This window comes from Providencia sp. PROV073, assembly GCF_033688125.1.
Taxonomy (GTDB): Bacteria; Pseudomonadota; Gammaproteobacteria; order Enterobacterales; family Enterobacteriaceae; genus Providencia; species Providencia hangzhouensis.
The window spans coordinates 4,419,374-4,437,846 of record NZ_CP096353.1 but is presented as its reverse complement, the minus strand read 5'-3'; the positions used below and the strand labels follow the sequence as shown (position 1 = coordinate 4,437,846).

Genomic DNA, 18,473 nt, shown 5'->3' with positions numbered 1-18,473 from the left:
TCATGGCAGTTTTGTAAAAAGGTGAATTATGACTTCTTCAAAACCGCTTGATGGGATACGCGTTCTTGATTTTACTGGGGTTCAGTCAGGGCCATCATGTACACAAATGCTTGCTTGGTTCGGTGCTGATGTGATCAAAATTGAACGCCCAGGCGTTGGGGATGTGACACGTAATCAATTGCGAGATATCCCTGATGTGGATGCGCTGTATTTTACGATGTTAAACAGTAACAAACGCTCTTTAGAGCTCAACACCAAAACGCCAGAGGGAAAAGCCGTGATGGAGAAACTAATACGTCAATCTGATGTATTAGTTGAAAATTTTCATCCGGGGGCTATCGACCATATGGGGTTTACGTGGGAGCACATCCAAGAACTCAATCCTCGATTAATTTTTGGGTCGATTAAAGGGTTTAATGAGAATTCACCCTATGCGAATGTGAAAGCCTATGAAAATGTTGCTCAATCTGCTGGTGGTTCAGCATCAACGACGGGTTTTCCTGATGGCCCTCCGACCGTAAGTGCTGCGGCATTGGGGGATAGTAATACGGGTATGCATTTATTGATAGGCATACTGACGGCGTTATTACACCGTGAAAAAACAGGTAAAGGGCAACGCGTTACTATGTCAATGCAAGATGCGGTGCTTAATTTATGTCGTGTGAAATTACGTGACCAACAACGTTTAGAAAAACTCGGTTTCTTAGAGGAATACCCTCAATACCCAAATGGCACGTTTGGTGATGCGGTTCCTCGTGGGGGGAATGCGAGTGGTGGCGGTCAGCCGGGAACAATGCTCAAATGTAAAGGTAGCGATGTTGACCCAAATGCCTATATTTATTTTATTAATCAAGACCATAATTGGGAAAATACCTGTGATGCTATTGGGCGCCCAGAATGGAAAACCGATCCTGCTTTTGCCACTACACAGGCACGTGCAAGTCATATCCAAGATGTATGGGATGCAATTGAAGAAATCGCTAAAGACAAAGATAAACATGCACTAACTGATTATTTTGATCAGTTTGATGTGCCATGTTCTGCAGTATTAAGTATGAAAGAAATTATGGATGACCCTTCTTTGCGTCGTAGTGGTTCGATTGTCGAAGTTCAACAACCAAAACGAGGCTCATATTTAACGGTGGGTTGCCCAATGAAATTTTCAGCGTTTATCCCTGAAATTAAAAGTGCTCCATTGCTTGGGGAACATAATAGCGAAGTATTAAAAGAGCTTGGTTATAGTGATGAACAAATTATGGAAATGAAAAAAAATAATGTTATTTAATTAATAATATTAAACCCGCTCTTAATATGATTTTCTAAAAAAGCTAATTAATATTAGCGGCTATATTCAGATATTAGATATATTCAAATATAGCCGCTAAATTCAGGCGATTACTACCTCAATCAATTGGAATTATAGAAATATTTTTCCCTATTTAGTTTTTATTTTTTTATTAATAAATTCTTTGAATAAGGATTATTGTATGAGTATTGCTGAAATAAAAAAAAGCAGTAAGGTCGCAGCCGTTGATTTTATTCCTGCATGGGGAGACTTAAATGGGAATATCCAACGTTTAGTCAAAGCGACAGAAAAAGTGGCTACTCAAGGGGTAAATTACGCCGTATTTCCAGAAACGGCAGTGAGTGGTTATTTATTTTCGGACTCTACGGAATTAGCACCTTATTTAGATACTATCCCTGGCAAAACGACTGCTGCAATACTGCCTGTATTGGCTCGAACAGGAATGTATATGAGTGTCGGTATCGCGGAGCGAGATAGCGAAACAGGGCTCGCCTATAATTCAGCCGTTTTGATGGGGCCGGAAGGTATTATTGGTAAATATCGTAAAATAGGCCTGAATTCTCAAGATCAAAAAGTATTTGCACCGGGCAATACTGGTGTCAAAACTTTTGAAACACCGATTGGCCGTATCGCATTATTGATTTGTTATGATGATACCTACTGGCAATACGTTCGATTAGCTGCATTAGAAGGGGCGCAAATCATTGGTTGGCATTCAGTATCCGACCGAATGATGCCAAATGCCACCCCTGCTGAAATGTTGGGCGACCACTCAACGGTTGCGCATGTACAACATATGAGCGCATTCAATGGGTTGTGGGTTATTTGTGCTACCCGAAGTGGAATTGAAACTAACCCAATTACTAAAGGGCAGCTTTACTATAATGGGGGCTCAAGTGTGTGGTCGCCATCAGGGCATAAAGTGGCTCAATCTCCCGTGCTTAGCCCGTTAGAGCTAGAACCCGGGCTAAATGGCATATACTGTGCGACGATTGATTTAGACGAAGCAGATAAGCAACGTGATGCATTACTCGCGAAGCGCCGCCCTGAATTATATTTCCCAACACTGGCTTTTCATCGCAGCCCAACAGATATCAATGCGACAGAAACAGTAATACAAACGACGCTTATTGCTGCTCAGTGGGAAAAATCTATTTCTAAGTTAGATGCAATTCAAGTGGGAGAAAATGAATTGCTGGTTTTACCCGAGCTCTCTGCGCTTCCTTATACGAATGACCCGAACCTTATTTTGTCCCATGCTGAAAAGCAAGGGGGAGCATTTGAACAAACACTGTGTCAGGCTGCTCATCAAGGAAAAGGCTATATTGTTGGAAGTTATCCTGAAATTGAGATTGATAAAGTGTTCCACACCGTCATTCTTGCGGGCCCATCAGGGGAAATATTAGCCCGCTATCGTGTTACACATCTTAATGAACGGGATAGTGGCTGGGCAACAGCGGGTAGTGCTGTGAGTGTGACAGCAACGCCAATTGGGCGTATTGCACTGGCGGCAGCACATGAATTAGACGTTCCTGAATTAGGGGGGTTATACAGTATGTTACGTGCTGATATTCTTGCTGCACCAGCGGGCAGCCCATGTGATTTAAAAGTGGAAATTGATAGCCATCTTTTTTCGGTTGAAGAGCCGCCAACAGGGCGTGTCGATTTTATCCCTTATGCAATTGCTACATTAAACCAGTTATGGGTGGTTTGTGGCGGGCGAAACGAGCGTGATTCTACGTCAGCGGCTATTTATGGGCCAGAGCCTGTTGTCCTTACTCCCACATTGACAGCACAAAGAGGGGCTGAAGATGTGCGTTTGCAAGCTCAGGTACCCGCACCTTTTACTTGGATTAACCAAGAACGGTTGGTGAGTGGTCAGCAAGCTATTTGGTTTCCGCCGCTAACACAGTAGATTATAGTTTAAGCGAAGTTTGAGTGAAAAAGGCGGGGGAAACCCGCCTACTAGTATGTTATTACAGGGTGTGCTGGTGGTTGAGTGCTTCAATGGTTTTCTTGGCACCGTTATCACGTAGTGAAAGGTAAAATGCAGTCACCTTTTCAGTAAATAGTGAATTATTAACCAGTTCTTCGGTAAACAAACTGTTGAGGGACAGCAATGCGCGAACACGGCTTTCATCATCAGTGCTGTTTGCAACCAGCTCAGCCAATTTTACAGCCTGTGGGTCGCTGACTTGAATTTCTGCGCCATGATCATCTTTTCCGCTGACATAACGCATCCATCCCGCAACGGCTAAGGCTAAATAATCAAATGATTGGCCATTTTTCAAGTGAATTTGGATAGAATCGAGTAAACGTTGGGATAATTTCAACGTTCCATCCATCGCGATTTGCCAAGTACGATGTTTCAACCCCGTATTTTTAAAACGCTCAATCAGGGCATTAGCATAGGCTGGTAAATCCACATTTTTGATGGATAACGTTGGTGCTTGCTCATTGACCATCAAGTGATAAGCGGCTTTTTCATAAGCGCTATCCTGCATGCACTCATTAATATATTGGTAACCAGCCAAATAACCTAAATAAGCAAGGAAAGAGTGGCTACCATTTAACATGCGCAGCTTCATTTCTTCAAATGGAACGACATCCGTGACTAACTGAGCGCCCGCTTTTTCCCACTCAGGGCGACCTGCGACGAAATTGTCTTCAATCACCCATTGGCGAAATGGCTCACAGGCAATGGCGACTTTGTCAACGACAGGGCCTAGCTGGGATTGAATTTTCTCCGCTGTGTCTGGTGTCATGGCAGGCACAATTCTATCCACCATGGTAGATGGAAAGGTGACATTGGCTTCAATCCAATTGGCCAATGCAATATCCTGTTTTGCAGCCATCGCTAAAATGACATTTTTCGTGATATGGCCATTTTCAGGCATATTGTCACAGGATATGACTGTAAATGGTGCAATACCCAGTACCTTACGGCGTTTTAAGGCTTCAACAATCAGACCCGGTAGTGATTTCGGGGTATTTGGTGAGGCTAAATCATGCGCAATAGCGGGGTTCGCAAAATCAATCGAACCTGTCGCGGGCACATAGCAATAACCTTTTTCAGTAACCGTCATGGAAACGATGGCAATATTAGGGTCTAACATGCGATTGATAACGGCATCAATTCCGTGAATGGTTGGGTGTAATGCTTCTTTTACCACACCGACAGTACGGGTTTGCCAATTATCGCCTTGCATTTCAACTACGTTATAAAGGCAGTCTTGAGCGAGTAAATCTTCAATTTGTTGCTCGCCACCGACTAAATTGACCTCACAAAAACCCCAATCACTCTGCTGTTCCGTAGCTAAAATATCCGCAAAGATGGCTTGGTGGGCGCGGTGGAACGCGCCGAAACCTAAGTGAAGCATTTTTACCTTTACCTGCTCCCTATCATAGCTTGGTACTTTGATTGTGGCGGGTAATTGGTTTAGGTTATTGGTTGACAGTTGCATATTTCACTTTACCTTTTTGTTGTTCAGCCTCTTCAACCGCATCCAACGTGCTGGTTAAATCACGATCTTTCACTTCAGGCATGATAATGGCACTGATTAATGAAATGGCAGAGTAAATGATGATCATGATTGCAATTGGCCACCAGCTTCCGGTGATGCTACAGAAAATACCCGCTAGAACTGGGCCTAAACCAGAGGCAATTAAGCCACCAATTTCTTTGGCCACAGCCATACCAGTAAAACGGTTACGTGAGTTGAACATTTCAGCCATCGTAATATTTTCTAAGGCAAATAATCCGAGTACTGAACAGTTATGAACGATAATAATACAGATGGTAATTAAGCTAACGCTGTTCGCACCATCGACGATGACAGATAACATCGGATAGGCGAGCAACATGGCAGATAAACTAAGAATAATATAAGGAATACGGCGCCCGAATTTATCAGATAGCAGACCAATCACAGGAATGGTCAGGAAACCGACAACGGAGCTGATCATGATCGCATCAGTTGGAATACTTTTATCAAATAATAAGCTTTGAACTAAATATCCCGCTAAGAAAGTTTGAATTAACCCAGAGTTACCCGCTTGACCGAAACGAATACCAGTTGCTAACCAAAATGCTTTAGATTTAAACATGGCAAAGAAACTTTCTTTCGGTGGCGTTTGTACCGCAACTTTGGCTTCTTGTTCTTCCGTATTTTGTACTTTCTCAAATACAGGGCTTTCTTTCAGATTCAGTCGTAACCACACGGCAAACAGCATCACAACGAAGCTTGCCAAGAAAGGTACACGCCAGCCCCACGCCAGCAAGTCTGATTTGTCTAACCAGAAGAACATAACCGCCCAAATCGCAGTGGCGCTTAATGTGCCGCAGTTTGTCCCCAGACCCACGAGTGAAGCCACAATACCCCGGCGGCCTTTTGGCGCATATTCTGCCAGCATGGTTCCTGCACCTGAAATTTCAGCGCCTGCTCCTAAGCCTTGAATAATTCGCAAAAGAACTAATAATAGCGGTGCGAGGATACCTACCTGTGCGTAGGTTGGTAATACCCCGATTAATGTAGTACACACCCCCATCATGGTGATGGTGATAAAGAGTACTTTTTTACGACCGATTCGGTCGCCCATTTGACCAAAGAAAATCGCACCAACAATACGTGCGACATATCCGGCACCGTAAGTTCCCATAGCAAGAATTAATGCCATTGAAGCGGATTGTTCAGGGAAAAATATTTCATGGAAAACAAGTGCTGCGCCTAACGAGTAAAGCTGGAAATCCATAAACTCCAGAGCGGTTCCTAGCCAGCCTGAAACTGCAGCTTTGGTCAGATCGCCAGAGCTGCGTTCCACTTTCCCTGATGGATCAATTGACTGAGTATTCATATTATTATCCTATTAATCACGTAGAGTAGTATCCAAAATCGGATTTAGTTTTTTTAATTAAATTAAAAGGTTAAAAGAATTTTACAGCAGGTCTTCTGGTCTTTTTCAAAGGTTAATATTGCCTCTTGCGCTTCAGTGAATGGGAACTGATGGGTTAAGATTTTTGTTGGGTCAATTTTTTTAGATTCTATCCAGCTAATCACTTCTGGGAATTTTTTGGCATTCAGGCGCGAAGAAAACAATGAAATCTCTTTGCTGGTAATACTTTGCTGTGTAACGGCACTTGCTTCACTTGAAAAGCCCATAATAGAAACTCTTGCCGCGGGGGAAGCAATCAAGATGGCTTCTTGTAAGATAGCGGGATGGCAAGCTGCATCAAGTACTAACGTTGGGCGGAGCCCCAGTGCTTTGAGTTGCTCTGGTAGTGGGGTTTGTGAATTATCAATGACAATATCAGCGCCACAATCTTTTGCTCTTGCTAAGCGTTCAGTCACGCGGTCAACTACAATTAAGGTTTTGACCTGATAAACTCCTTTAAGAACCTGTGCGCAGGTTAACCCAATCGTACCCGCACCATAGACTAATGCGACATCATCTTGAGTTGGATGAACATGCGAAGTCACGTTGGCGGCAATAGAGTATGGTTCAACGGTAACGGCACATTCATCGCTGATTGAATCAGGAATGGTATAAGCGTTTGCTGCAGGGACATTAACATATTCAGTGAATCCGCCATCAGTATGAACGCCTAATACTTCTAGTGTCTCGCAAACATTTGGTTTACCAATTGAACATGGGTAGCAATGACCACAACTGAGAACAGGGTCGATAGAGACACGTTCACCAATGCGTTTACTGTCTACGCTGGAACCGACTTTTTCAATGACACCGAAAAATTCATGACCTATCACTCGTGGATATTTTGCAAATGGGTTATGGCCACGGTAGATATGGCTGTCAGAACCACAAATACCGGCTAATCGGACTTTTATTTGTACTTGATTTTCAGTTGGTTCAGGAACTGAACGCTCTTCAATCAATAATGTATTAGGTTCTTTAATTACTACCGATTTTACAGCTTTCATATTTAACTCCGAATAAAATAAAAATTACCAGTTCCACAACGTGCCGTCTTCGAGACGAGCAACTGGAAGATAAGCTGGGTTGTACGGGTATTTCGCTGCCAGTTTTTCATCAAAATCGATACCTAAACCGGGCTTATCACTTGGGTGCATATAACCATCGTTGAACGCCCAGTTGGTCGTAAATACGGACAACATTTCTTCGGAGTAGCCCATAAACTCTTGAACGCCGAAATTTGGTACCCATAGATCAAAGTGTAAGGCGGCAGCATGGCAAATAGGGGATAGGTCAGATGGACCATGAGAACCGGTTCTGACTTGGTAAAGTGAAGCGAAATCAGCAATCCGGCGCATACCCGTGATCCCGCCAGCATGCGTGATTGTGGTGCGGATATAATCGATGAGTTGCTCTTCAATCAATTGTTTACAATCCCAAATGCTATTAAAAACTTCACCTACAGCGATTGGGGTGACGGTATGTTGACGAATTAATCTAAAACAAGCTTGGTTTTCCGCTGGTGTTGGGTCTTCCATCCAAAATAATCGATAATCTTCAATACTTTTACCGAAGCGAGCTGCTTCAATAGGGGTCAAGCGATGGTGCATATCGTGTAGAAGGTGCTCATTGAAGCCATATTTGTCCCGAACGGCTTCAAACAGTTTGGGCATAAAATCGAGGTATTTTTCGGTTGACCAAAATTGCTCTTCAGGGTGATGGCCTTTTGTGGCAGGTTCATAAGCAAGGTTTTTTCCTTTACTCTGCCCATAGGTGGTTGCCATCCCTGGGATGCCGCACTGCACTCGGATCGCTTTAAAACCTTTTTCTTTATATTTCGCGTAGTTATCTAGTGTTTCGGCAATATCGGTACCCGTGGTATGGCAATAAACCATCACTCCTTCACGAGAAGCGCCACCGAGTAATTGATAGACCGGAAGGTTGGCAATTTTGCCTTTAATATCCCACAGTGCCATATCAATCGCAGAAATGGCGGACATCGTAACTGGGCCTCTACGCCAGTAAGCTCCCTTATAGAAGAACTGGTAAATATCTTCAATTTTATGTGGGTCACGGCCTATCAACTGAGGACAGAGGTGATCTTGAAGATAGGATGCCACTGAGAGTTCTCTCCCGTTAAGGGTGGCATCACCTAGTCCATATATGCCTTCATCGGTGGTAATTTTTAATGTGACAAAATTACGACCGGGGCTACATACAAAGACTTCTGCTTTTATGATTTTCATTTTGGCCTAAATCCCTATTACTTGTTAACCAACTGATCAACCAAATCACCCCGAATTACTCAAACTGGTTTATTTATTGGTTAACCAAATTTTCTTTTTTTCACTCTATCAATCGGTAAATTAAAAAACAATGACTAAAAAGACGACAATAAGTGAATCTGATCACAAATTGGTTAACTAATTTTGTGGAAATAGTGGATAAATTGGTTGACCATTGTGGTGAGGGACGATAATCTACAATGGAAGAACTAAATTTAATTCGACAACGCGTTGTACATATATATGAAAACTCAATACCGCTCGTACCAATACCTAGGTCAGCAGTTAAAAGAGCTCATTGCATCTGGTGAATATCCGATAGGAAGTCGTTTAATGCCAGAGCGTGAGATCGCTAAAAAATATGATGTTAGTCGCTCATTGGTACGTGAAGCACTCATCATGTTAGAAATTGAAAAATTGGTTTCTATCAAGAAAGGTTCTGGTGTTTATGTCATCAATCACCCAGATCTATTAATTGATGAAGTCAAAAGCTTAGACCATGGCCCTTTTGAAATACTGCAAGCTCGCCAAGTGATTGAAAGTGCGATAGCTGCATGTGCGGCCTTGTCAGCAACAAAAGCCGATATCCAAGAGATCCGCGCATTACTAGAGGATGAGCGAATCAAAGTTGCGAATAATGAAAGTGACGATGCGAATGATCATAAGTTTCATGTGTTAATTGCTCGCGCAAGCAAGAACGACATGATGGCGAAGATTATTGATGATATCTGGGCTGTGCGGTTACAAAGCCCTATGTGGGATAAGCTACATGAGCATATCGACAATACGACTTACCGGAAGAAGTGGTTGATTGATCATGAAAATATTTTAAATGCACTACAAAAACGTGATCCTGAATTGGCTAAAAAAGAGATGTGGCAGCATTTAGAGAATGTCAAAAATACGCTAATGCAGCTTTCTGATTTTGATGACCCCAATTTTGATGGTTACTTATTTGAAACAATTCCTTATCAGACTATTTTTGAATAATCGCAGGAGAAGTACTCATGGAGCATACGTGGCGTTGGTACGGTCCTAATGACCCTGTTTCTTTAAGTGATGCTAGGCAAGCAGAGGCGACGGGAATCGTCTCTGCGCTTCACCATATTCCTAACGGTGAAGTTTGGAGTGTTGAGGAGATTTTAAAGCGTAAAGCTATCATTGAAGATGCTGGGTTAGTTTGGTCTGTCGTGGAAAGTATTCCTGTTCACGAAGATATTAAAACTCAACAAGGTAATTTTGATCTCTATATTCAAAATTACCAACAAAGTATTCGTAATTTAGCATCCTGTGGTATTAAGACCATTTGCTATAATTTTATGCCAATTCTAGATTGGACGCGTACTGACCTTGCTTATACGCTACCAGATGGCTCCAAAGCGTTACGGTTCGACAATATTGCCTTTGCCGCGTTTGAAATTCATATTTTAAAACGTGAAAATGCGGCGGCGAGTTATTCAGAACAAGAAGTTAAAGAAGCGGCTGAGTATTATGCCAATATGTCATCTGATGATATCGAAAACCTGATTAAAACCATCATTGCAGGGCTACCGGGCGCAGAAGAAGGTTATACATTAGACCAATTCCGTGAGCGCTTGGCGCTGTATAATAATATTGATGAAAATCAGTTACGTGAGAACTTACGTTATTTCTTGCAGAAAATCGTTCCTGTATGTGAAGAAGAAAATGTGGTTTTAGCTATTCACCCCGATGACCCTCCGCGCCCAATTTTAGGCCTGCCACGTATTGTTTCTACCATTGAAGATATGCGGTTTATTAAGCAAAGCTGCGATAGCATTCATAATGGGTTTACTATGTGCACAGGTTCTTATGGTGTGCGAGCCGATAACGACCTAGTAAAAATGATTAATGAATTTGGTGATCGTATTCATTTCACACATTTACGTTCAACGGTGAGAGAAAACAACCCAAATACTTTCCATGAAGGAAATCATATTGCAGGTGATGTCGATATGTTTGAAGTGGTCAAAGCCATTTTAGCGGTTGAACAAAAACGCCATGCTGCGGGGCTTGCACCAATTCCAATGAGACCAGATCATGGTCACCAAATTTTGGATGATTTGAAGAAAGTGACTAACCCTGGTTATTCCGCTATTGGCCGCTTAAAAGGCTTAGCAGAGGTGAGAGGGTTAGAATTAGCGCTGAAACGGATGTATTATCCAGAATTATTAAAAGTATAATTTTTTTTTCAATATTGGCTTTTATTATTTGGTATTTATGTGATATCAAAGGGTTGAGTATGCATAAAAATACGCGACTAAATTATAATTAGTCGCGTATTGAACTAGTTGTTAAGTTATTTTAATTTTTTTTATCAATACTCCAATCCTGTTTTGCAGAAATAGTCAATAAGTCGCCTGACTTAATAATATACGTATAGTAGCCACCAACTATTGAACTATTACGATCCGCTGTTGATTTAACTTTAATCTTTTTATTACTGAGGGGCAGTTTGGGAATAGAAATTTTATTTAGCCATTTGTCATTTTTAATTTCAATATATATACTATCGTTGGTTTTAAAAATATCCTTTATCATTTTTTGTGTAATAGAATCTTCATTCTTAAACGTAAGCTGATAAGCTGATTTTTGCTCCAACGAATCTACGTCATTTTTCATTTCAAACTGCCAATAAGACTTACAGGAAACCGTACATTTTTCACCTGTTGAAATCCTATGCTTCTCTTTATTCACGATCAGTGTACTACAATAGGCCGCAGTAGGATCAATGGTAATGGATTGATTATTTTTTAGTGGCGGTATTGTAATTTGGTCAGCCCAGTGACCATTTTTTGATTCAATAAGAATATGGTTGTGCTGATTTAGTGCTGCATTCAATACCTCAATGGTGATATTATCGTCATTATTAAATTTTAATTTATGGTAATTAATTTCATTAGATTTAGATTTAGGTTTAGATTTGTATTTAATAATTTTATTTCTTAGGGTATTAATTTCTTTCCATGTTTTCTCGTCATAGATTTTTATGTATTCATCTTTGTATTCTTTATTCATTAAGAGATTTGATTCTGAAATTAATGAATCAGTTTCTTCGTCAGCATAATCTGGTAGCTCAGCGGCTAAACTTGATAAAGTAGGTAATAATATTATCGTATCATATTCAGATAAATGAATATTTTGATAAAAATTCCAAGCTTCAAAGGTTAGTTTATCATCTTCTATTTTTAATAAATAGCCAGTGCCTTTATCTGTAACCCCGTTTTCACCTAATGTTAAACTTGGAATATCAATTAATGTTCCAAATGGACGTTGAATAGCTTCAATAATCCCAAAGCCATTATGAATGTGACCACTTAACATAATTATTTGGGGATAACGAGAAAATAGACTTTTTAGTCTTTCATCTTGCGGTCCAAATCCGCCATATAAGTATGACCGCCAATGTGAACAATTGAATGCTTGATGTGTCATCACAAAAATCGGTTTATTCGCATCAGCGCCTTCAGCCAGTTTTTTTTCTAACCAGAGAAGTGATGCTTCATTTAATTCCATTTGATTTTTTAAAGGAACATCTGTGTTCAAACAAATAAAATGATAACCATCAATCCATGCATCAATGCACATTGTATCTTCTTGCCGGTCAATATTGCATTTTTCTAAGTAAGAGTCATATAATCCGACTAAATCGGGGTCTAATGGCTCATGGGGTTCGGCCCCAGTTCGGACATCATGGTTGCCTAACATCAATAATAAATTTTGATGATATTTTTTTGGAAATTGTTCTAGGAAAATATCAAAAGAATCTTTTCTATGTTGATGATAATCACCAATATCCCCAGCCATTAATAACCCTTCGGCTCCACAGTGATTAATATTTTTAATAGACGTTGCCAATACTTCTTTATCATGATCTGAGCCTATATGAATATCACTAATTACACCAATTATCATACGAAATTTCCTTTTAATATGAGTTGAAAATTATAGTCCATTGTTTTTTGTCTGATTGGGGTTTTTTATTTCAATTGTACTGTTTTGAATTTCATTAATAAAACTGTTTTGGCAAGAAGATAAAAATAAAGAAAACATAAAAAAAGAAATGATTTTCATTGTTAGTCTCGAATTATTTAAATTGATTTTTATTTAAAGTAAAATTATTCATTAATAAATTTCAATATTACTTTCTTTTAGTAGATAAGCTCTCCTATTAAGAAAAAAATTAAAGGGTTCTTTTTTAAACACCAAGTCAGGATTCGATTTTTTATTAAAGTATTCCTCAGTCATGAATGAATAGCCAGTTTTATTTTCTAATGAATGTAATAAATCCAGTTCGTTTATTGTAAGTGTTTTAAAGTTTATACCGATTTTTTTTATTTCTTTTAAAAATTCTATCATGGTACAATGTTCGAATGATGATTTTGTTTGAATAAGAATTTCATTACTCATCATTTTCTCAACGCTCATACTTTTTTTCATTAATTCTTTATGAAAAACTAAACCTAATATTTCAGTTTTTAAATTTATTTTTTGTATACTTTTATGGTCAACGTCGATATCTACAGGTGATATTATGATGTCATAGTGGTGGTTTTTTATTTCATACAAAATATCATTTGAGATCTTGCATTCAACTTCAATGCTAATACTCTTGTTTTTCAATAGGTTGTTTATTATCGAATGTATCCCATAGAATGGAAATCCATCAATAAGAATTTTAATTTTTTTTTCATTGTTTGGCACAGTTAAGTTGTTTAATATTTTATTTATACTTTCATAGTGAGGGTTTATTTTATTAAATAGCTCCATGCCATAATCGGAAATTAGTATTTTATTTTTTTTTTAACTAAAATATTCTTTCCTAGCTTTTTTTCGAGAAGAATCAAACCTTGTGATATCGCTGAAGACGTGACATTGGTAGACTCTGCCGCTTGATTTAGCGAACCATTTTTAGCCAAAGCAATAAACTGGTTTAATTGTTTCGAGAAAAACATAACTGTCCTTAGTCGGTTGGAAAACTCTAAATTAGGATCTCAATCCATTAATAATCTATTACGGTAGTTTAATCTAAAAGTTGTTTTTATAAGTTAAATTAATATAAAATACAGCTATTAGAATTCTAATTAAACATTTATCTATAATTCGCTAATAAATAAAATTGAATAAATAGGAAGTATAATTATTAGTGTGATTAATAACTCTCTCATTTCTACGGTCTCCGCTATAATTTAGTTTTAAAACTATATCAAAGAAAATTAATGCAGTAATTTAAATATCCTTGCTAATGTTTCAATAAAAACTTTATTTAGCTGTATCTATTAGCTTATTAATTATTCTTATATCGTTAAAGTTTGATTAACCCCACATATTTTAACAAGAATAGATGATTTTAAGGCCACCACAATCGGTCATTTATGATCTTGAAATAGATTGATTTACACCTTTGAAAATGCCTTTATCATCGGTGATTTTGTATCATAATTGTTCTTTGCTTAAGGTAAATTTGTCTGTATTTTTTCCTTTGTTGCCTACAAAACCCTTATCAGATCAAATACCCGTCTTGATACAAGGGCATCAAGGTAGCGACCTAACCGTTTTTGTTTTATCCTGAGCAGTAAGTGGTAGCAATTTCCGCCGATGGCATAAAATAGGAATGATTAATTTGAGTATAGGTTTACCCTATGCTCAAAAAATTGTTCAGAAAATAGAAAATAGAAAATAGAAAATAGAAAAGTGAGAACGCAATGGGTATTCGTATCGTTCCTAAAGAAGAGTTAGGACAAGAAAGATTGAAAGAAAAGGGAATTGGTTTTATTCCACCAGTTCTGTTTCCTAACTTAAAAAGTTTATATCAACGCCGTGCTGAGCGGCTCAAAGAACTTGGTGCGGGAGAACATCCTTTTGCAGATTATCTGAATTTTGCTGCTGAAGTGGCAACCGCACAACATAATGCACAGCATGATAATCCATTAGAAATGGATATGGCATCTATCCTTGAGCGCTCAACAAATACCAATAATTCGCCATTGGATGCAAAAGCATTTCCACGGACAATGCATTGGCACAAATTATTAACGGCTATTATTGCCGAATTAATGCCAGTCGTGCCTGAGTCTGTACGCCCGGCGTTAGAAAACCTGAATAAAGCGTCTGAAACAGAACTCGAAGCCATGGCAACTGCGTTGCTAAATGAAGAGTTTGAAAAAGTTCCTGCGGACAAATCGATGTTCATTTGGGCTGCATTATCGGTGTATTGGGCACAAATGGCAGCAAATATCCCAGGTAAAGCACGTGCAGAACATGGTGACCATCGCCATTTCTGTCCTGTATGTAATAGCATGCCAGTGTCGAGTATTGTGCAAATTGGTACATCACAAGGTTTACGTTATTTACACTGTAATTTATGTGAAACTGAATGGCATATGGTGCGCGTTAAATGCAGTAACTGTGAGCAAACAGGTAAATTGAATTATTGGTCATTAGATGATGAAAATGCGGCAGTTAAAGCAGAAAGCTGCGGTGATTGCGGTAGCTACTTGAAAATCCTTTATCAAGAAAAAGAAGCTAAAGTTGAAGCTGTCGCGGATGATTTAGCCTCAATTATTTTAGATGCACGCATGGAAGAAGAAGGCTTTGCGCGTAGTAGTATTAATCCGTTCTTGTTCCCTGGTGAAAAATAAGCGGTAAAAGAGAATCGTGACTATGGCTGAATCAGACTTGGCTTTATATCGCCAACTTCCTGCTATTGATAAATTATTGCAGCTCGATGAAGTGCAAATATTGGTTGAACAATCAGGGGCTCATTGGGTCACTGCATGTTTACGTAAGATGCAAGAACAAGCTCGAGCCAGTATTGCACAGGCAGGGAAATTACCTGCTTGGCAGGAAGATTGGGTAAAAGAGTTAGCACAACGCCATCAAGCTTTAGGGCAAAGCGCCCTAAAAAACGTGTTTAACTTGACGGGTACGGTGCTACATACCAATTTAGGCCGTGCGGTCATGTCAACCACGGCGGTGAATGCAGTTAGCCAAGTGATGAGTTCGCCTGTCACATTAGAATATTCTCTAGATGGTGCGATGCGTGGGCATCGTGACCGTGCGATTGCTGACTTGCTGTGTGAGCTCACTGGCGCCGAAGATGCCTGTATTGTTAATAATAATGCTGCCGCAGTTTTATTATTGCTAGCAACGGTTGCAAATGGCCAGCAAGTTATTGTTTCTCGTGGTGAATTGGTTGAGATTGGTGGGGCTTTCCGTGTGCCAGATGTGATGGCGCAGGCAGGCTGCCAATTAGTTGAAGTGGGTACAACGAATCGGACTCACTTACGTGACTATGAGAATGCGATTAATGATCAAACTGCACTATTAATGAAAGTGCATACCAGCAATTACAGTATTGAAGGATTTACTGCAGAAGTTGAAGGTGAAGAGCTTGCAGAGCTAGGTAGAAAGTACCAATTACCAACGGCAATTGATTTAGGCAGTGGTTCGATGATTGATATGACGGCTTATGGGCTACCCGCAGAGCCTATGCCACAAAGTTACCTTTCTCAAGGTATTGATTTGGTTTCGATTTCTGGAGATAAACTTCTTGGTGGCCCACAAGCAGGGATTATCTTAGGGAAGAAAAAATGGATTGATGCAATTCAAAAACATCCATTAAAACGTGCTTTACGGGTTGATAAAATGGTTCTAGCTGCACTTGAAGCAACGCTAAAACTGTATTTAACTCCCGAAAAACTCACAACAGAATTACCCACATTACGTTGGCTAACACGAGATCCTGAAACTATTCGTGATAGCGCAGAAAGCATAGTTGTTGCTCTACAAGCCTTTTATGGGGACAAATTTATTGTTGAAGTTGAGCCTTGTCTCTCACAAATAGGGAGCGGTTCACTTCCTGTCGACCGCCTTCCTAGCTTTGCGGTAACATTCACACCGCTAAATGGAAAAGGTAGTACATTAGAGCAACTCGCTACGCAGTGGCGCCAGCTACCTCAACCAGTGATTGGGCGTATGAAAGACGGTAAATTGTGGCTTGACCTGCGCTGTCTTGATGATGAACACGCGTTATTACAGGTTTTACTTTCATGATTTTTGCGACAGCAGGCCATGTTGACCATGGTAAAACTTCTTTAATTCAAGCCATTACTGGCGTAAATACCGCACACCTCCCTGAGGAGAAAAAGCGCGGAATGACCATTGACCTAGGGTATGCCTACTGGCCACAGCCAGATGGGAGCTCTATTGGTTTTATCGACGTTCCAGGACATGAAAAATTCTTAGCCAATATGTTGGCTGGGATTGGTGGTATAAACCATGCGCTTTTGGTAGTAGCTTGTGATGATGGTGTGATGGCGCAAACCCTTGAACACCTTTCGATTTTAAGGCTAGCGGGTTGTGAAAATATCAGTGTTATACTGACGAAGGCTGACCGAGTCGATCATTCGCGAATTGAACAGGTTACGGAGCAAGTCACCTCCGAGCTGGCTAAACAAGGTTGGCCAGATGCAAAACTATTCATTACGTCTATTGAAGATGGGCGCGGTATTGATGCGCTGCGTTTATATCTGCAACAACTTCATCAGCAAAGTGGTTCACATCCCAATATCCAACGTCGTTTTCGTTTAGCCATTGACCGCGTTTTTTTGGTTAAAGGTGCAGGGGTAGTGGTGACTGGCACTGCATTAGCGGGAAAAATTCAAGTTGGTGAGTCACTATGGGTGACAGGAGCGGATAAGCAAGTTCGCGTCAGAGGTATTCATCGGCAAAACCAAATATCTGAATTCGCTGTTGCAGGTGATCGAGTGGCCTTAAACTTGGTGGGCGATATTGATAAAGAAAATATTACCCGAGGGGATTGGTTACTTGCAGAGCAACCTGCGTTTATTGCAACACGGGTTATTGTTGAATTGGAATGCGATGCATTAATTAAGCACTGGCAACCTGTGCATCTTTACCATGGTGCAAGCCACATCACTGGGCGAGTGTCATTATTAGTGGAGCAAGGGGAAACCCCCGTGCTTGCTGAGTTAATTTTAGATACCCCATTATGGTTAGTAGAAAATGACCGGTTAATTATCCGTGATATTAGCGCTCGTCAAACGTTAGGTGGGGCTCGAGTGATACGTTTGGTTTCCCCACGGCGAGGTAAAAGGCTTCCGGAGTTTTTGGATTGGTTATCTAAGCTTTGCCGAGAACAAGATGAACTGGCTCACTTTAAGCTACAACTTCCTCAAGGTGAACTTAATTTACGGGATTACAGTTGGGCGCGGCAACTCACCCATGATGTGTTAGATAATTTATTGGCTCAAATGGATGTGGAGCGTGTTGGCAACCATGTTTTATCCACATTTAAAGCGCAAATAGCGAAAGAACGTATCGTTCAAACCCTTGAAGAATTCAATGAAATACACAGTGACCAAATCGGTGTAGGCAAAGCACGTTTAAAACGTATGGCTCTGCCTTCAATGAGCGAGGCATTAGCATTTAAATTCATTGATGATCTCATTGGTGAAAATGTTATTAAGCAAACTCGCGGTTGGTTGCATATGCCCCAACATGGGCTGGTGTTTGATGCCCAACAGCAATTGATTTGGCAGCAAATACACCCATTATTTTCACGTAATGAGGCGTGGTGGGTACGTGATTTAGCATTAGAAAGTGGCCATGAAGAAGATACGATGCGTCGCGTTCTAAAAAAGGCGGCGCAAATGGGATTAATTACGGCGATAGTTCGTGACCGCTATTATAGCCATGAGCAAATTAATTATTTTGCGTCACTTATTCACCGTTATTGCATGGAAAATGAAGTCATTTTTGCGGCTGATTTCCGTAACGAATTAGGGATTGGTCGGAAACTTGCGATTCAAATTCTTGAGTTTTTTGATAAAAGCGGTTTTACTCGTCGTAAAGGCGATGGTCACCATTTACGAGATAAAGGCATTTTCGTTGAATAAATTGAGTGTTTT

General features: G+C 40.1%; 14 protein-coding genes. 7 read left to right on the top strand and 7 right to left on the bottom strand.

Annotated elements, in window-relative coordinates:
- Positions 1–28: 28 nt before the first annotated feature.
- Complete coding sequence (gene frc, locus M1F17_RS20445; RefSeq protein WP_110592769.1) at positions 29–1,285, top strand: formyl-CoA transferase; 1,257 nt, start codon at positions 29–31, stop codon at positions 1,283–1,285.
- A 202-nt stretch (positions 1,286–1,487) separates the two neighbouring features.
- The gene (locus tag M1F17_RS20440; protein WP_180312259.1) at positions 1,488–3,221 is read left to right on the top strand and encodes a nitrilase-related carbon-nitrogen hydrolase; all 1,734 of its coding nucleotides are present in this window, start codon (positions 1,488–1,490) and stop codon (positions 3,219–3,221) included.
- A 61-nt stretch (positions 3,222–3,282) separates the two neighbouring features.
- On the opposite strand, the gene M1F17_RS20435 is transcribed toward M1F17_RS20440, so the two are convergent.
- From M1F17_RS20435 to manD, 4 genes are all read right to left on the bottom strand, one after another.
- Positions 3,283–4,770 (bottom strand): mannitol dehydrogenase family protein, encoded by a 1,488-nt coding sequence (locus M1F17_RS20435; protein ID WP_318837155.1) that lies wholly within the window; start codon positions 4,768–4,770, stop codon positions 3,283–3,285.
- Positions 4,751–6,160, bottom strand: coding sequence for an MFS transporter (locus M1F17_RS20430; protein WP_004906200.1), 1,410 nt, complete (start codon positions 6,158–6,160; stop codon positions 4,751–4,753). Before M1F17_RS20430 ends, M1F17_RS20435 begins: the two co-directional genes overlap by 20 nt.
- 62 nt (positions 6,161–6,222) lie before the next feature.
- On the bottom strand, positions 6,223–7,245 hold the full coding sequence (locus M1F17_RS20425; RefSeq protein WP_094961972.1) for a Zn-dependent oxidoreductase: 1,023 nt from the start codon (positions 7,243–7,245) through the stop codon (positions 6,223–6,225).
- A 24-nt stretch (positions 7,246–7,269) separates the two neighbouring features.
- Entirely contained in the window at positions 7,270–8,484 is a 1,215-nt protein-coding gene (gene manD / locus M1F17_RS20420; RefSeq protein ID WP_318837154.1) for a D-mannonate dehydratase ManD, read from the bottom strand.
- A 282-nt stretch (positions 8,485–8,766) separates the two neighbouring features.
- On the opposite strand from manD, the gene M1F17_RS20415 reads away from it, so the two are divergent.
- Both M1F17_RS20415 and uxuA read left to right on the top strand, forming a co-directional pair.
- Entirely contained in the window at positions 8,767–9,513 is a 747-nt protein-coding gene (locus M1F17_RS20415; RefSeq protein ID WP_004906196.1) for an FCD domain-containing protein, read from the top strand.
- A gap of 17 nt (positions 9,514–9,530) precedes the next feature.
- Positions 9,531–10,724, top strand: coding sequence for a mannonate dehydratase (gene uxuA, locus M1F17_RS20410; RefSeq protein WP_094961970.1), 1,194 nt, complete (start codon positions 9,531–9,533; stop codon positions 10,722–10,724).
- 121 nt (positions 10,725–10,845) lie between these two features.
- Here uxuA and M1F17_RS20405 read toward each other — a convergent pair whose 3' ends face one another.
- From M1F17_RS20405 to M1F17_RS20395, 3 genes are all read right to left on the bottom strand, one after another.
- Complete coding sequence (locus M1F17_RS20405; RefSeq protein WP_318837153.1) at positions 10,846–12,456, bottom strand: metallophosphoesterase; 1,611 nt, start codon at positions 12,454–12,456, stop codon at positions 10,846–10,848.
- Positions 12,457–12,666: 210 nt separating this feature from the next.
- On the bottom strand, positions 12,667–13,311 hold the full coding sequence (locus M1F17_RS20400) for a hypothetical protein (RefSeq protein WP_094961968.1): 645 nt from the start codon (positions 13,309–13,311) through the stop codon (positions 12,667–12,669).
- A gap of 14 nt (positions 13,312–13,325) precedes the next feature.
- A complete protein-coding gene (locus M1F17_RS20395; protein ID WP_112308442.1) occupies positions 13,326–13,496 on the bottom strand; it encodes a helix-turn-helix domain-containing protein in 171 nt (56 codons plus the stop codon).
- Positions 13,497–14,246: 750 nt separating this feature from the next.
- Between M1F17_RS20395 and fdhE the strand changes: the two genes are divergently transcribed.
- The 3 genes from fdhE to selB are packed head-to-tail and all read left to right on the top strand — an operon-like array spanning position 14,247 to position 18,461.
- Positions 14,247–15,182 (top strand): formate dehydrogenase accessory protein FdhE, encoded by a 936-nt coding sequence (fdhE, locus tag M1F17_RS20390; protein WP_112308441.1) that lies wholly within the window; start codon positions 14,247–14,249, stop codon positions 15,180–15,182.
- A 22-nt stretch (positions 15,183–15,204) separates the two neighbouring features.
- Positions 15,205–16,596 carry an L-seryl-tRNA(Sec) selenium transferase gene (gene selA / locus M1F17_RS20385; protein ID WP_144140294.1) on the top strand — a complete coding sequence of 464 codons (1,392 nt, stop codon included), beginning with the start codon at positions 15,205–15,207 and terminating at the stop codon, positions 16,594–16,596.
- A complete protein-coding gene (gene selB, locus M1F17_RS20380) occupies positions 16,593–18,461 on the top strand; it encodes a selenocysteine-specific translation elongation factor (RefSeq protein ID WP_180312256.1) in 1,869 nt (622 codons plus the stop codon). Before selA ends, selB begins: the two co-directional genes overlap by 4 nt.
- Positions 18,462–18,473 lie beyond the last annotated feature (12 nt).

What these genes read in the sequence shown, in the direction of transcription:
- frc (WP_110592769.1), top strand. Translation starts at nt 29, where the DNA reads ATGACTTCTTCAAAACCGCTTGATGGGATACGCGTTCTTGATTTTACT.
- M1F17_RS20440 (WP_180312259.1), top strand. Translation starts at nt 1,488, where the DNA reads ATGAGTATTGCTGAAATAAAAAAAAGCAGTAAGGTCGCAGCCGTTGAT.
- M1F17_RS20435 (WP_318837155.1), bottom strand. Translation starts at nt 4,770, where the DNA reads ATGCAACTGTCAACCAATAACCTAAACCAATTACCCGCCACAATCAAA.
- M1F17_RS20430 (WP_004906200.1), bottom strand. Translation starts at nt 6,160, where the DNA reads ATGAATACTCAGTCAATTGATCCATCAGGGAAAGTGGAACGCAGCTCT.
- M1F17_RS20425 (WP_094961972.1), bottom strand. Translation starts at nt 7,245, where the DNA reads ATGAAAGCTGTAAAATCGGTAGTAATTAAAGAACCTAATACATTATTG.
- manD (WP_318837154.1), bottom strand. Translation starts at nt 8,484, where the DNA reads ATGAAAATCATAAAAGCAGAAGTCTTTGTATGTAGCCCCGGTCGTAAT.
- M1F17_RS20415 (WP_004906196.1), top strand. Translation starts at nt 8,767, where the DNA reads ATGAAAACTCAATACCGCTCGTACCAATACCTAGGTCAGCAGTTAAAA.
- uxuA (WP_094961970.1), top strand. Translation starts at nt 9,531, where the DNA reads ATGGAGCATACGTGGCGTTGGTACGGTCCTAATGACCCTGTTTCTTTA.
- M1F17_RS20405 (WP_318837153.1), bottom strand. Translation starts at nt 12,456, where the DNA reads ATGATAATTGGTGTAATTAGTGATATTCATATAGGCTCAGATCATGAT.
- M1F17_RS20400 (WP_094961968.1), bottom strand. Translation starts at nt 13,311, where the DNA reads ATGGAGCTATTTAATAAAATAAACCCTCACTATGAAAGTATAAATAAA.
- M1F17_RS20395 (WP_112308442.1), bottom strand. Translation starts at nt 13,496, where the DNA reads ATGTTTTTCTCGAAACAATTAAACCAGTTTATTGCTTTGGCTAAAAAT.
- fdhE (WP_112308441.1), top strand. Translation starts at nt 14,247, where the DNA reads ATGGGTATTCGTATCGTTCCTAAAGAAGAGTTAGGACAAGAAAGATTG.
- selA (WP_144140294.1), top strand. Translation starts at nt 15,205, where the DNA reads ATGGCTGAATCAGACTTGGCTTTATATCGCCAACTTCCTGCTATTGAT.
- selB (WP_180312256.1), top strand. Translation starts at nt 16,593, where the DNA reads ATGATTTTTGCGACAGCAGGCCATGTTGACCATGGTAAAACTTCTTTA.